This window comes from Amycolatopsis sp. NPDC004747 (assembly GCF_053601335.1).
Map to the genome: position 1 here is coordinate 17,342 of NZ_JBSGBQ010000047.1, position 15,830 is coordinate 33,171.

Annotated in this window: 3 protein-coding genes and 1 pseudogene; 1 reads left to right on the top strand and 3 read right to left on the bottom strand. The window is 73.4% G+C overall.

The window, feature by feature from the left end:
• Window positions 1-119 precede the first annotated feature (119 nt).
• Complete coding sequence (locus ACWEGE_RS43050) at window positions 120-914, top strand: 4'-phosphopantetheinyl transferase family protein (protein WP_449666283.1); 795 nt, start codon at window positions 120-122, stop codon at window positions 912-914.
• Here the strand turns inward: ACWEGE_RS43050 and ACWEGE_RS43055 are convergent.
• From ACWEGE_RS43055 to ACWEGE_RS43065, 3 genes and pseudogenes are all read right to left on the bottom strand, one after another.
• A complete protein-coding gene (locus ACWEGE_RS43055; protein ID WP_449666284.1) occupies window positions 835-6,300 on the bottom strand; it encodes an ATP-binding protein in 5,466 nt (1,821 codons plus the stop codon). The two genes, ACWEGE_RS43050 and ACWEGE_RS43055, sit on opposite strands and share 80 nt — an antisense overlap.
• A gap of 614 nt (window positions 6,301-6,914) precedes the next feature.
• Window positions 6,915-14,117, bottom strand: a pseudogene (locus tag ACWEGE_RS43060) (SDR family NAD(P)-dependent oxidoreductase); the annotation flags it as partial.
• Window positions 14,117-15,778, bottom strand: coding sequence for an acyl-CoA dehydrogenase family protein (locus tag ACWEGE_RS43065; protein WP_449666285.1), 1,662 nt, complete (start codon window positions 15,776-15,778; stop codon window positions 14,117-14,119). The pseudogene ACWEGE_RS43060 and the gene ACWEGE_RS43065, both read right to left, overlap by 1 nt.
• Window positions 15,779-15,830 lie beyond the last annotated feature (52 nt).

Sequence of the window (15,830 nt, forward strand, 5' to 3'; positions counted from 1 at the left end):
TCGCCCGACAGGGACCAAAGTCCTCTGTGGATAACCCAAAGTCCTCCGGCGACGGGACGCCGCGGGGCTGGTGGCTTTCGGCCCTGTGCGGCACCGGGCTTCGGGGGAACGCTGGAGCCGTGACCGGCAAACGACAGTGGCTCGCCTGCGGGATGCGGGACGTCCCCGCAGCCGACGACTGGCTCTCACCCGCCGAAGCAGCGCGGCTGGCCGGGCTGAAGCACCCGAAACGGCGGTCGGAGCTGCGGCTCTCGCGGTGGACGGCGAAACACGCGATCGCGGCCGCGCTGGGGCTCGACACGCACGACGGCGCCCTGGCCCGGATCGAGGTCAGGCCGACCGCCACCGGCGCCCCGGTGGCCTGCCACGACGGCGTGCCCGCGCCGGTGGCGGTTTCGCTGACCGGCCGCGCCGGCTGGGCCGTCTGCCTGACCGGACCGCCCGGCGGCGCGCTCGGCTGCGACCTCGAACTCGTGGAACCACGCTCGGACGCCTTCGTGCGGACGTGGTTCACCGCCCGGGAGCGCGAAACGGTCTTCGCCGGGGAGCAGGCCCTGCTGGCCAACCTGATCTGGTCCGCCAAGGAAAGCGCGCTGAAGGTGCTGGAGACCGGCTTGCGCCGCGACACCCGGTCCGTGGAAGTCGAGCTCGGAACGGCACGACCGGGGTGGAGCCCGCTGGTCGTGCGGGCGGCCGGAGGCGGCGAGTTCCCCGGCTGGTGGCGCCGGTACGGCGAGTTCCTCCTCACCTGCGCGGCACGAGCTCCGTGGGACCCGCCTCGGTGCCTGGCGGAACCGCCGTCGCCGGCGATGGCGGTTCCGCCAGACGGACGGCTCACTCAGGTGCACCGCACCGGGCCATCCCCCGTTCCAGGGCCGCGACCAGGTACGGCCGCAAGCCGCTCGCCGGGATGATGTGGTCGACCGAGCCGACGGCACGCGCGCGAGCGATGTCGTGGACCTCGTCGAACTCCGCCGCCACCTCGCCGAGCTTCTCCGCGCGGATCCGTTCGGTCGTGTCCCGCAGGTCGGCGGGCGAGCAGGTGCCGGCCCGGACCCGGGACTCCGCCTCGGCCACCCGTGGGTCGGCCTGCGTGCGCGCCCGCACTTCCCTGGCGAACACCACCGCCGCCGCCGGTGCCCCGCCGATCACCGACGCGGAGGACCCTTCGACCGCCGCGACCTCCAGGTTTTCGTTGAGCTGCTTGGAGAACACGACGAACGCGCCACCGTGGTAGCGCGAGACGACGGCGAACACGATCGGTCCGTCGAAGTTGGTCACCGCGCGGCCGATCTCCGCGCCGTATTCCAGCTGGCGGCTGCGCATCGACTCCGGTGAGCCGTCGAAGCCCGACAGGTTGGCCAGTACGACCACCGGCCGGTTGCCGCTCGCCGCGTTGAGGGCCCGGGCCACCTTCTTCGACGCCTGCGGGAACAGGGTCCCCGCCGTCCACACCACCGGGCCGTCCCCGGGCACGGGGTCCTCGCGCGGCACCGGGTGCGACTCGAAGCCGATCAGGCACACCGGGATCCCGCCGACGTGCGCGTCCCAGACCACGGCGGTATCGGCGTGCTTCCACCGGGCCCAGCGTTCCAGCGGCCGGTGGTCGGTGTCGGCGGCCGCCCGCATGACCGCGCGGATGGCGAACGGCTTCTTGCGCTCCGGGTTGACCGTGGCGGAGAAGACGTCGCCGACGGTCGTGAAGTCCGTCCCGGCCAGCCGCGGGTGCGGGGCGGCGCGGACGTCCCGGTCGAGCGGGTCGGTGGTCCCGGCCCGCCGGGGGAACCGCTCCCCCGGCACCACGTAGGTGTGTTCGTAGTGCGCGAAGAGGATTTCGCACGCGGACTCGAGGTCGTCGGCCCGGTACTGGGCCTGGCCGTTCGGGCCCATGATCCGCTCGAACCCGCCGATGCCGAGGTTGTCCTCGGCCGAGACGCCGCCGGAGAAGTCGAGGGCCTGTTTGCCGGTGAGCACCATCGCGCTGTCCGGCAGCATCACGAGCACGCCGCGGGTGTGCATGAGCATCGTCGCCTCGGCGTTCCAGTAGGGCTGGGCACCGACGTTGATCCCGGTGACGACGATGTTGATCTCGCCGCCGCGCTGGGTGAAGGTGACGATCCGGCGCAGCACAGCGCCGATCCAGTCCATGTTTTCGGTGCCGCTGGTCATCGAGATGCGGGCGCCCGAGGACACCGCGAACCACTCCACCGGCACGCCCGTCCGCTCGGCCAGGTCGAGGGCCGCGACGATCCGCCGGCACTCCGGTTCGGCGAGCGCGCCCAGGCTGCGGCTGGGGTCTCCGGCGATCAGCACCCGCTGCATGCCCTCGGGCACGGTCGCGGTGTGGTTGCGGATCACGCCGGTCACGAGGTTGGCCGTGTTGCCGCCCGGCGGCCGGTCGACGGGCCCGTACTCACCCGCCGCGTCGAGGTCGTACTCGGTGAACTCCCCGGCGGGGAAGTCCGACGCGGCCCCGGCGGGCGGGGTGAGCAGCCGGATCAGCTCGTACGGGTAGACGTCGCCGCGCCGCTCGGTGCGCAGTGCCTTCAGCTCGTACTCGCCGAGCGGTTCGATCGGCTCGTCCGACGGCGCCGTCTCACGCACGACGACACCCGCGCCGCCGAGGTGGCTGACCTCCAGTGCGACGTCGCGGCCCGCCACCCGCAGCCGGACCAGGACGTGCTCCACGCCCAGGCCGCGGAACGACCACGCCTGCCGGTGGCCGAGTTCGCGCCACAGGTCCACCCCGGCGGTCCACTCCGGACGTACGTGCAGCAGCACCACGTTCTTCAGCAGCCGGCGGCCCGGCGGCCGGTGGGACTGGAACCGGCGCAACCCGGACAGCACCTCGCCGAGCACCCAGTCCAGCGCGGGATAGCTCACCACCTCGCCGCGCTCGCCGGTGACCGGCGTCAGATCGCGCACCTCGGCGAGCGCGAACAGCCGCTCGTCCTTCGGGTTGTCGCGGGCGACGCCGTGGAAGAGGTAGACGTCCTCGGCGGAGGCCAGCCGGGTGATCGCGAAGCGCGACAGCCGGTCCACGTTCAGCCGCTTGGCCAGCATCGGGTGCATGTCCCGGTACAGCGGCTCCTCGGCCAGTCCGTCCGCGGTGGAGCGGAACGTGTAGTGCCGAGTCTCCCGGGGGCCGCTGACCGTCACGTCGGCGCGGTGCAGCACCCGGCCGGGCACCGCCGCGGCGAGGACGTCCCGCAGGTGGTCGCGCAGCTCGTCCCCGGGCTCGGCGCCGGCCCACAGGTGCAGGTCGAGCACCGGCCGCAGGTGCGTGGCGATCCCGGCGAGGTACCGGCCGACGGCGGCGGCCAGCGCGGGCAGCCCCTCGGCCGCGCCGCAGGTCACCATGAGGTGGAACAGCTCGTCGCGGTGCCCGTACCCGGACACGGCGAGCCGGACGCCGCCGGCGTCGACCAGGTCCACCGGGCCGAGCTCGCGGATCCGGTAGTAGCGGCGGGCCGCGACTTCGAGGGCGACGTCACGGGCCCGCTCGTCGCCGCGCCGGTACCACCGCAGCAGCAACGGCCGCAGTGGCTGCGGGCAGCCGACGAGCGCCGCCATGCGCCGATCCCGTTCGCCGTCGGTGACGCCCGCGGCGAGCGCGGCGATGTGGCCGTCCATCTCCTCGTACAGCCTGCCCCGCGCGCGCACCAGCACCGGCTGTTCAAAGCAGCGGAACCGGACGTCCCGGGCCAGGTCCATGACCGCCGGGTAGCGCTGGTCGGTGGCCGCGACGAGCCGGTCGAGCAGCTCGCGCAGGTCGTCGCCGGCCGGCGGGCCGTGCGTGCTCCAGCGGTCCAGGATCGCCGTGACGGCGGGGAGCACCGCCTCGAGCCGGTGCTGGGCGCGGTAGAGCCGCAGCAGCGCGTCGGCGACTTCGGCCGACGGGCCCAGTTTCGTGATCCCGTGGTGGCGCAGCACCCGCAACAGGCCGTCGAGGAACCGCGGTGGCAGGCCCTCGCCGCCGGTGCCGTAGGTCCGCAGGCAGGTCAGCAGGTACTCCTCGGGCGCACGGACGCGCTCCTCCCCGGTTTCGTCCGCGGGCTCCGGACGGCGGCGCGACACCGCGCAGACGTCCGCGAACAGCCGCAGGAACCTCCGCTCGCCGCGGAACCGCTCCGGATCGTCCGCCGACAGCGGCGACCACGGGTCTTCGCCGTGGCCGAGCCGGGCCAGGGCCGTCGCGTCCGCGTCGAATCCGAGCAGCAGCGAGCGCAGCGCGGCGGCCAGGCTCCGCCCGGTTCCGGTACCGGCGCTCAGTTCCGGGACGGCCCGGCCCGATACCGGGCTGTCCCCGATCACCGGATCCAGCCGCAGCAGCGGGGTACCCGCGCCGACCTGGACGTTCGGCCCCACGAGCACCGAGCGCACCCGGCCGGGGAAGGTCGCGGTCACCGCCGTCTCCATCTTCATGGACTCGATGACGACCAGCGGGTCACCCACCGCGACCGGGTCACCCGGCGCGACGGCGACCGACACGACGACCGCCGGGGTCGGTGCGCGGACCACGCCGCCCTCGTCTCGCGCGATGGTGTGGGTGATCCCCTCGACCTCCACGGTGTGCACCGGACCGGCGTGCGCGGCGAGCACCCGGTAGACCCGCCCGGGGAAGCTCAGCCGCCGCTCGACGTCGCCCACCCGGGCGACCTCGACGTCGGTTTGCGCATCCCCGAGCGAGACCTGGTAACTCGCCGGGCCGTACTGGCGGACACCGAGGGCGCACGCCGTCCCGCGGTAGCGGAACTCGATGCGGCGGCCGCCGGCCGGGGCGGGGCCCGGCCGGCCGCGGGCCACGCCCGCGTAGAACTCCGCGCGCGTGCGCTCGTGCTCCAGCGCGTAGGCCTCGATCGCGGCGCAGACCAGCGCGATGTCGGCGTACCGGCGTTCCAGGAGCTCACCGGTGGCCGTCTTCGCGTCGAGCCAGCCGGTGTCGTAGTGGCCGGCCGCCACGTCGGGGTGGTCGAGCAGGGTCAGCAGGAAGGCCTTGGTGATCCGGCCGCCGTCGACGATCAGCTGGGTCTGGGACAGCGCGCGGGTCAGCCGCGCCTGTGCCTCCTCGCGGTCGTGGCCCCACGCCAGCACCTTCGCGATCATCGAGTCGAACTCGGCGGCGATCTCGTCGCCTTCGGCGACCCCGGTGTCGACGCGGACGCCGGGCCCGGCGGGCAGGCGGAACCGGCGGATCCGGCCCGGCGCCGGCACGAAGCCGTGGTCGGGGTCCTCGGCGGTGAGCCGCACCTCCATCGCGTGCCCGGACGGCACCGGCGGCGCCCCGGTGAGCCGGTCCCCGCGCGCGACGGCGATCTGCAGCTTCACCAGGTCGAGCCCGGTGGTCAGCTCGGTCACCGGGTGCTCGACCTGCAGGCGCGCGTTGACCTCCAGGAAGTGGTACTCGCGCGTCTCGGGCCGGTACAGGAACTCGACGGTGCCGGCGTTCGTGTACCCGGCGTCGCAGCAGAGCCGGGCCGCCGCGGCGCGGATCTTCGCGTCCTGCGCCGGAGAGAGCAGGACGCACGCCGACTCCTCCAGCACCTTCTGGTGCCGCCGCTGCAGCGAGCAGTCACGCAGGCCGACCGGCCAGACGGCGCCGTGCCGGTCGGCGATGACCTGCACCTCCACGTGCCGGGCACCGGTCAGCTCGCGTTCCAGGAACACGCTCGCGTCGCCGAAGCCGTGCCGTGCCTCCGCCCGGGCCGACTCGAACGCCGCTTCGAGCTCGCCGGTGCCCGTGACCCGCCGGATGCCGCGGCCGCCGCCGCCCGCGGTCGCCTTGACCAGCAACGGGAAGCCGATCCGCTCGGCTGCTTCGACGGCGTCGGCGAGGGTGTCGACCGGACCGCCGCTCCACGGCACCACGGGTACGCCGGCCCGCTCGGCCAGCTGCTTGGCGTGGATCTTGTCGCCGGCCAGCCGCATCGCCTCCGGCGAAGGGCCGATGAAGACGATGCCGAGCTTTTCGCACAGCTCGGCGAATTCGGCGTGCTCGGCGACGAAGCCCCAGCCGACCCACGCCGCTTCGGCGCGGGCCTCGACCAGTGCCTTCTCCAGCCGTTCGAGGTCGAGGTAGGCCTGCCGCCGTCGGCCGGTGCCGGAGTCGGTGGTCGTGGCCGGGCCGAGGCACACGGCTTCGTCGGCCTCCCGCACGAACCAGGTCTGCCGGTCGGGTTCGGTGTAGAGGGCGATGGTGGTCAGCGGGTGGCCCTCGCGGGCGAGCTCGGCCGCGGCGTTGAGGAACCGCAGGGCGGCCTCGCCGCGATTGACGATGGCCACCCGGTGGAAGCCGGTCACGACATCGCCTCCGTCATCGGTGCGCTGCGGCCCGCGTCGAGGGCGCCGGGCAGCTCGGTCGTGCGGTAGCCGCTCAGCTCCAGGAGGACCGCGCCGGTCTCGTCGAGCACCCGCCCGCCGAAACCGTCCTCTTCGGGCGTCACGACGGCTTCGAGGCGTCCTCGCGGTTCGGGGGCGTCGTGCCACACGATCCGGTCGACGTGCCGCGGCAGGCCGAACCGGCTCCGGTGCCCGATTTCCCACACCCCGGCGGTCTGGAAGACGAGCTCGATCAGCCTCGGCGACACCAGTTCCGGCTGGTCCGCCGGCAGGTGGTCGGGTGGGAGGTCGCTCGCGTACAGCCCGACCGGGCCTCCGTCGTCACGCCAGGCGCGGTCCAGCACCCGGAAGGCCGGGCCGTGGAAGAAGACGTCGTAGATCGCGGTCGCGGGCACGCCCTTACCGTCGGGCACCGGCGGCGCGGCCGCGGTGACGGTGTCGCCCACCGGGGTGCGGGCCAGCCGGACCCGGCCGGTGAAGTGGGTCGTCACCTGGGGTTCGGCCTGGCCGGCCAGCTGACGGCTGCCGGTCAGCGCGCAGTCGGCGACCAGGCCGTCGCCGTCCGCGCGGAACGCCGCGGTGACCGTGAGCGTGCGCGGCTCGTCCCGGTAGAACTTGCACGGGGCGAGGAACTCGACGTCCTCGATCGCCACCGGCCGCCAGCCGGGCAGCGGCAGCGCGGCGACCTCCGCGAAGGCCTCGATGCCCAGCACGCCGGGCAGCACCGGGGTGCCGTCGATCCGGTGGTCGCCGAGGAACGGCTGCTCGCCCGGGTCGAGCGTGGTCCGCACGGAAAGTCCGCTGTGGACGCTCATCCGCTCGACCTCGCCGGTCATCGGCCCGGCGGGGAAACGTGCCGCGTCGATGCCGTCGCGCTCGCCGACGAGCGCGCCCAGCTCGCCCGCGACCACGACCTCGCCGCGGTGCGCACCCTCGGTGAGCTCGCGGCGGATCCACGGAACGCCGATCTCCGGCGGCAGCATTTCGATGCCGGCCCGCGCCATCATCTTCGGGATGGAGCCGCGGGTGGCCATGCCGATGCCGGCCCACGCCGTCCAGTCGACGGCGAGGCCGCCGGTCGCCGAAGTGAGCTTGCACAGCAGGTCGTTGGCCGCGCTGTAGTCGGTCTGGCCGAGGTTGCCGAACCGGCCCGCGACCGAGCTGAACACCACCGTGGTGCCGGGCGGGTGGTCGCCGAGCGCCTTGCGCACGGTGAACCAGCCGTCGGCCTTGACCCCGAACACGAGGTCGTATTCGCGGGGTTCCTTGTCCGGCAGGGCATGGCTGATGTCGAGCCCGGCGGCGTGCAGCAGCACGTCGACGCGCTCGATCCCGGCGAGCGCCTGCGCCACGGCGTCGGCGTCGGTCAGGTCGACGCAGTGGTAGTGCGCCCGGCCGCCCGCCTCCCGCACGGCGTCGATCGCCGCCCGCGCGGCGGCGAGCCGCTCGTAGCGGGCCAGTTCGCGCTCGACCTGCACCGGGGTGGGGCGCTTGCCATTGTCGGTCAGCCGGGTGATCAGGTCGGCCTTGAGGCCGTCGTGGTCGGTGGTGAACCGGGTGGTGTCGGTGTCCTGCGGATCCGGTTCCGGCGTCAGGTCGAGCAGGTGGAAGGTCCCGCCGGAAGCCTTCGCGAGGTCGGCGGTGATCGCGGAGACGATGCTGCCGGCCGCGCCGGTCACGACGAACACCGTGTCCGGGTCCAGGGTCGTCCCCTCGCCCTCGAACGGCCGCTCTTCGACCGTGACGCTCCACCGCAGGCCGTCTGCGCGCCCGACTTCCAGCGCGCCCGGGTCGGCGAGGGTCTCTTCGACGAGGGCGTCGGCGATCTCCTCGCTGGTGGCCTCCGCGCCGAAGTCGACCGCCTTGACCAGTGCGTCGGGGCGCTCGCGCCCGTACGCCTTGGCGAACCCGGTGACCGCGCCGCCGAGCGGAGCGTACGCGCCTGCTTCGTCGTAGCCGTGGCGGCCGCCGAGCCGGGTGCCGGTGACGAGGAACGGTTCCTGGTCGTACAGCTTCCGCATCGTGGCGTACAGCAGCTTCACCCGGATCCGGTTGGCTTCGCGCCAGGCTTCGAGGTCCATGGCCTCGATCGGGCCTTCGTGGTCGAGGGCCGGGAGCCAGTAGACGCCGTGGACGGGCCCGTCGCCGAGCCGGTCGTCGCCCGGCTCGGCGAGCAGCACGTCGACGCCGCGGGCGGCAAGCCGTCCGGCGAGCGCGGCGCCCGCTCCGCCGGCGTCGCTCACGACGAGGACCCGCTGTCCCGCACCGAGTTCGGCGCCGGTGGCCCGGCAGAACTCCAGCGGCGGCCGGATGGTCGCGACCGGCACGCGGCGCGGGAAGGCGCCGGTTTCGGCGGGGCTCTCTTCTCCTGCGGACACCTCGACGGCCGTTGTCGTCGAGGCGCGTTCGCGCACGAAGCCGAGCACGTGGGCGAGCGTCGGGTAGTCCCGCAGCCTCAGCGTGTCGTCACGCTCGATCCCGAACCGCTCCCGGATCTGCGCGAACACCTCCGCCTGCTTGACCGTGTCCACCCCCAGATCCGCCTCGAGATCCAGGTCGAGTTCGAGCATGTCCTCCGGGTAACCGGTCTTCTCGGCGACCACGGCGAGGACCGTGGCTTCCACCGGGTCCCCCTCGGGCTCGGTCGCCGGGCCGGAACGCTCGCGCACGAAACCGATCACGTGGGCCAACGTCGGGTAGTCCCGCAACCGGAGCGTGTCGTCACGCTCGATCCCGAACCGCTCCCGGACCTGCGCGAACACCTCCGCCTGCTTCACCGTGTCCACCCCGAGGTCCGCCTCCAGATCCAGGTCCAGCTCCAGCATCTCCTCCGGGTAACCGGTCTTGTCGGCGACCACGGACAGGACTTCGGCCTCCACGGTGTCCACCGAGGGCTCGGCCTCGGCAACCGACCGGTCGCGGACGAAACCGATCACATGGCTCAACGTCGGGTAGTCCCGCAGCCTCAGCGTGTCGTCACGCTCGATCCCGAACCGCTCCCGGACCTGCGCGAACACCTCCGCCTGCTTCACCGTGTCCACCCCCAGATCCGCCTCCAGATCCAGGTCCAGCTCCAGCATCTCCTCCGGGTAACCGGTCTTCTCCGCCACCACAGCGAGGACCTGCTCGGCGATGCCGTCGCCGGCGGGCACCGGCGCGGCGACCGGCTCGGCGGCAGGCTCGGGAGCCCGTTCGACGGGGTGGTCGGCGATCCGCAGCCGCCGGTGGTCGACTTCGAGCTCCGTGCCGCCGAGGTCGGCGAGCCAGCGCTGCCACGCGGCCCGGTCGGCGATCCGGTACTCGTAGCCCAGCTCGGCGGGCGCGCGGTGACGGCCGTCGGCGACCGGGGTCCAGCGCAGCAGCACCATGCTGATCTGCGAGCCGAACCCCGCCGCGAGGCGCAGCGCGTACCGCACCGGGTAGGCGCCGCCGCCCGAGAGGTTGAGCCGGCCCAGCGACGGGTCGACCTCCTTGAAGTTCGGCACCGGTGGCACGATCCCGGTTTCCAGGGCTTTGATCGCGACGACGTCTTCGATCCCGACACCCATCGGGTGACCGGTGAACCCCTTTGTATTGGCGATGATCACGCTGTCGGCGGCCGGCCCGAAGACCTTGCGCAGCGCGTCGATCTCGGCCTGGGCGCTGCCGCCGCGGGCCGGCGTGTAGGTCTCGTGGGAGACGAACACCGTCTCCGGCGCGATCGCGTGCCGGTCCAGTCCCTTCCGTTCCGCCTGCGCCACCAGGGTCTCCATCACCCCGGAGATGTGCTCGACGTCCAGTTTCGTGCCGTGGAACGCGCTGTTGGCGCTCACCCCGGCGAGGACCTCGCAGATCGGCTGCAGGCCGCGTTCCCGGGCGGCCGCGGCGGATTCGACGACCATCCCCGCGGCGCCCATGCCGAGCAGCATTCCGTGCCGCCGGCCGTCGAACGGGAGGGCGGCGTCCTCGACCGCCGCGTCGGTGGCGGCCGCGCCGCTGGCGAGGAAGCCGGCGCCGACCCACTCCAGCAGCGGGTCGGAGGTCGCGTCGTCGGCCGCGACGATCACGACCCGGCGGCACCGGCCCGCCCGGATCCAGTCTTCGGCCAGCCCGATCGCCTGCGTCGTGCTGGCGCAGGCGGAGTTGATCTGGGTGTTCGGCCCGCGGGCGCCGATGATCTCGGCGAACTGCGAGTGCCCCATCGACAGCACCCGGAACAGGAACCGGCGGTCGAAGGTGAACGGCGAAGCCGCGATCTCGACGTCGAGCGCCGCGATCCGGCGGTCGAGCTCCGCGGCGACGTCACCCTCGGCGCGGGTGCGGATCGCCCGCAGGGTGTCGCGTTCGTGGCGGCGGTGCCGGTCGGCGAGGTAGCGCTCGACGTCCTCGGCGAACTCGCCGAGGCCGGGGAACGCGGACGCGAAGATCACGCCGGTGTCGTCGCGCAGCGCCTCGGGCAGGCCCCACCGGTCCGGCAGCTTCCCGCCGACCGTGGTGGTCTTGTAGTGCTGGGACAACGGGATCCCGGCGTCTCGCAACGCGTCGAAGCCCGCGCCGATCGCCAGCCGGGTGCACTCGCCGAGGGCCTGGTCGCGTTCGGGGTCGACGCCGAACTCCTCGACCACGTCGAGCGCTCCCGCGCGGGCGGCGAGCTTGATCACGTCGTCCGGGGTGTCGATGCTCTCGAAGCGCGGCGCGCCGTTCTCGCTCTTGACCAGGCGGGTGATGTGCTTGTCGGCGATGGCTTCGCGGAACGCCTGCGGGATCGCGCCGATGAACTGCTCGCCGTGCAGGATCCGGCCCACGTTGGCGTCGTCGAAGACGCGCTCGGTGCCGGGCAGGCCGAGGGCGGCGCCGGTGATCACCACCGGCTCGGTCTCCGCGGGCACCGCCGCGGCGGGGGGTGCGCCGCCCAGCACGGCTTGGCTCCGGGCGAAGAAGTCGGCCACCAGGTGGCCCAGCTCGGTGTAGCGGTCGGTGGTCAGGTCGGGAGTCACGGTCGCCGTCCTCGGGGTGGCGGGGCTCGGCGCGGCCGCCTCGGCGGCGCCGATCCCCGCGGCGTAGAGCCCGCACAGGGCCTGGTTGAACGACACCAGGTCACCCTGCTTGGGGTGGTTGGTGAACAGGGCCAGCACGTCGTCGTGCCGGCTGCCGAGCGCGTCTTCGACGAAGCCGTGCAGTGCCTTCTTCGGGCCGACTTCGACGAAGACGCGCGCGCCTTGGGCGTACAGCGTCTCGAGGCCCTTGACGAACTGGACCGGCGAAGCGACCTGGCGGCCCAGGATGTCGAGCATCCGCTCGGGGGCGTCCGGCCCGGCCGGGTACAGCTGCCCGTCGACGTTCGCGACGACCGGCAGCGCCGGCGCCTTCAGGTCGAGCCGCCGCAGGGTCGCGCGCAGCGGGTCGCTCACCGGCGCGACGATCGCGGTGTGGAAGGCGTGGCTGACCGGCAGCCGCACGGCGGTGCGCCCGGCCGCGGTGAACCGCTGGACCGCGGCTTCGACCGCCGTGGTGGCGCCCCCGACCACCGCCTGGCTCGTGCTGTTGACGTTCGCGATCACGACGTAGCCGTCGATCTCCCCGACGGTCCGCTCGATCTCGTCGAGCGGGGCGAAGACCGCGGCCATCGCGCCGTTGTCCTCGACCGTGAGGTGGGCCATCTCGCTGCCGCGCGCGCTGACGGCTTCCAGCGCGTCCTCGAAGGAGAGCGACCCCGCGGCGACCAGCGCGCCGTACTCGCCGAGGCTGTGCCCCATCACGAGGTCCGGCCGGACACCGTGGGTGGCCAGCAGCCGGGTCAGCGCGAGGTCGGCCGCCAGCACGGCGGGCTGGGTGATCTCGGTCTGCAACAGCCGCCGCTCCGCCTGGGCGACGGCGTCGGCCCCGTCGGCGAACAGGAACCGGGTCAGCGGCTCGCCGAGCAGCGGGGTCATCACCGCGTCCGCCTGCGCGAACGTCTCGGCCACCACCGGCTCGCGGGCGGCCAGCGTCCGGAGCATGTTGACGTACTGCGAGCCCTGGCCGGTGTAGAGGAAGGCCACCTTGCCGGGCCGCCCGCGGCCGAGGAAGACGCCCTGGGCGCGCAGCGCTTTCCAGATCGCCGGGTTGCCGCGGTCCAGCGCCTGCAGCGCACGGTTCGCCTTGCCGGCCAGCTCGGCCGGGTCGCCGTAGTCGATGGCGATCCGCACCGGCGCGGCGAGATCGGCGGTCGACGGCGGTCCCGCCGGCGGTGTCTCGCCCGCGGCGGCCTGCCGCAGCCGGTCGGCGAGCCCGCGCTCGTCGGCGGCACCCGCGACGAACGCGCCGCGGGCGGGCTCGGTCTTCGCGGGCAGGTCCGCCCCGGCGAAGGACACGGCCTTCCGCTCCGGGTCGCGGTGGCGCCCGGGGACGTACTCCTCCAGCACGGCGTGGAAGTTCGTGCCGCCGAAGCCGAACGCGCTCACCCCGGCGCGGCGGATGCCGGCCGCGGGCGTGGCCCATTCGCGGATCTCCGTGTTGGGCCGGAAGGGCCCGTGGGCGAAGTCGATCTGCGGGTTCGGCACCTCGGCGTGCAGGGTCGCCGGGAGCACCTTTTCGTGCAGGGCCATCGCCGCCTTGAACAGCCCGGCCGTCCCGGCCGCGCCCTTGAGGTGGCCGATGTTGGACTTCACCGAGCCGAGCGGGATCGACCCGGCCGGTGCCGAGCCGAAGACCTCGGCCAGTGCCTGCACCTCGACGACGTCGCCGACCGCGGTGGACGTGCCGTGGCCCTCCACCAGCGAGCAGGTGGCCGGGTCTTCGCCGGCCAGCCGCCAGGCCCGCTCGACGGCGAGCCGCTGGCCCACGGGGTTGGGCGCGGTGATGCCCTTGCCTCTGCCGTCGCTCGAGCCGGCCATGCCCAGCAGCACCGCGTAGATCCGGTCGCCGTCGCGCTCAGCGTCGGCCAGCCGCTTGAGCAGGAACAGGTTTCCGCCCTCGCCCATCACGAACCCGTCCGCGCCCTTCCCGTACGGCCGGGTGCCGGTGGCCGAGAGGGCGCCGATCTTGCAGAACTTGACGTAGGCGGCGATGCCCATGTTGCGGTCGATGCCGCCGGTGAGCACCGCGTCGTACTCGCCGTTGATCAGGCCTTCGATCGAGGCGGCCATGGCGGCGAGGCCGGACGCGCAGGCGGCGTCGGTGACGTAGCTGGGCCCGTGGAAGTCGAAGAGGTTGGCGATCCGGCCGACGATGACGTTGGCCAGCTCACCGGGCATGCTGTCCTCGGTGACGTCCGGGATGGTTTCCCGCAGGCCGTGCCGGGCCTCGTCGACGATCGCGGCCCGGGTCGCCTTGGGCAGCGCCGAGAACGCCGCCGAGCGCTCCAGTTCCCGGGCGAACTCGGGGAAGCTGATCCGCAGCGCGGTCTGGTAGTGCTTCTCCCCCGCCAGTGCGTTGCCGACGATCACGGCGGTGCGGTCGTGGTCCAGCTTCCGCTCCGGCCAGCCGTAGTCGAGCAGCGTCGCCCGCGCCAGGTTCACCGCCCACTTCTGGGCGTCGTCCATGTACGCCGCGACCCTCGGCGGAACCGGCAGGCGCCAGTGCCGGGGGTCCCATTCGAACTCGCGGACCCAGCCGCCGATCTTCGAGTAGGTCTTGTCCGGCACGGCCGGATCGGCGTCGTAGTACAGCGCCGGGTCCCACCGTTCCGGCGGGACGTCGCTGATCGAGTAGCGGCCCTGGACAATGTTGTGCCAGAAGGCCACCGCGTCCGGCGCGTCGGGCATGATCGCGCTCACGCCGACGATCGCGACGGCGCGCTCGTGGGATGGCTCGTGCATCACTTGCCTCCGGATCGGGCGTTGAGGATGCCGGCGAGGGCATCGCAGTCGGCGAGCCCACCGGCCTGGCTCGCGGTGACCTCGGGCAGCCGCAGCGCCGAGGGCAGGTCGGCCACCGCGGTGCCGGCGCTGCTTTGGACGAGCTGCAGCCCGGTGGTCGCCACGCGAAGCACCGCCTCCCGCGCGAAGACCCGCGCCAGGACGGCGAGTGCGTCCTTGTCGAACCGCCGGTCGGCCTTCGACGGCAGCTCGGCCCGCGCGGCACGCCGGCACAGGGCGGCGGCGCATTCGGCGTACGCGATGAGTTCGCCAAGGCGCAGCAGGACGTGCTGGTGCCGGGTGAGCCGCTCGATGCGGCAGCGTTCGAGCAGCTCGGCGAGCACGTGCAGACCGAGTGCCGCCGTGGCGGCGCCGGCCCCCGGACCGGCCGCGGCGAGGGTTTCGAGTTCGGCGGCCCGGTCGTGGTAGTACCGGCCGCGGGTCTTGAGGTGCTGCTGCCAGCGGTCGCGGGAGATCGTCATCTCCATGATCTCCGACGTGCCTTCGTAGATCGTGGTGATCCGGACGTCGCGCTTGATCTTTTCGACGAGGTACTCGTGGGTGTAGCCGTAGCCGCCGTGGGCCTGGATCGCGGCGTCCGCGGCGGCGTTGCCCGCTTCGGTGGCGAGGTACTTGGCGATGGCCCCCTCGGTGTTCAGCCCCCGTTCGCCGGTGTCCAGCCGGGTCGCGGTCTCCTCGATGTACGCGCGGGCGGCTTCGAGCCGCGCGGCGTGCGGCACGATCAGCTTGTGCGTGTACCCCTGCTTGCGGGACAGGGGGCCGCCGGCCTGGATCCGGTCGGCGGCGTAGGCGATCGCCCGGTCGAGCGCCGCCCAGCCCGCACCGAGCCCGAAGGCGGCGACCATCAGCCGGGTGTAGCCGAACACCTGCTGGGCCTGCCACAGGCCCTGGCCCTCCACGCCGCCGACGAGCGCGTCGAGGCCGACCGGGACCTCGTCGAGGAACAACGCGGCGGTGTTGCTCAGCCGGATCCCGTGTTTGTCCTCGGGTTTCGCCCGCGTGAACCCGGGCGCGTCCCGCTCGACGACGAACCAGCTCGGCCCGCCCGGCGCGTCGGCCAGCACGCTGTAGGCGTCGGCGATGCCGCCGTTGCTGATCCACTGCTTGCGGCCGGTGATCCGGTACCCGGTGGTGCGGCCGTCCTCGACGACCGGGACGGCGACGGTCTTGAGCGCCCCGAGATCGCTGCCGGCCTCGGGTTCCGTTGCCCCGTAGGCGAACAGCAGTCCTTCCCCGGCCATGCGGCTCAGCCACGTCTTCTTCTGCTCCGGGGTCGCGCCGACGGCGATCGGGTCGCTGCCCAGCGCGGTGGCGAGGACACTGGTGGCGACGCCGAGGTCGATCCCGGCCATGCGTTCGCAGACGCGGCACACGTCGAGGCTGCCCGCCCCCATCCCGCCGTAGTCCTCGGGCACGAACAGCAGGTGGATGCCGAGGTCGTCCCCGCACATCCGGCGGACGAGCTCCTCCGGGCACTCGTCCGCGTGGTCGAGCCGCAGCAGCAGCTCGGGTTTCAGGTTCCGGTCGGCGAACTCCCCGATCGCCTCCAGGATCATGGTCAGGGTTTCGGCGTCCAGGCCGGCGAGCTCGGCTTCAGTCATGGCTCGGCCCGCGATGTCGCGCGACGACAGGGCAAACCAGCATCGCGGGTCC

Excerpts from the sequence above, each read along its gene's own strand:
- ACWEGE_RS43065 (WP_449666285.1), bottom strand. The coding sequence starts at position 15,778 with ATGACTGAAGCCGAGCTCGCCGGCCTGGACGCCGAAACCCTGACCATG.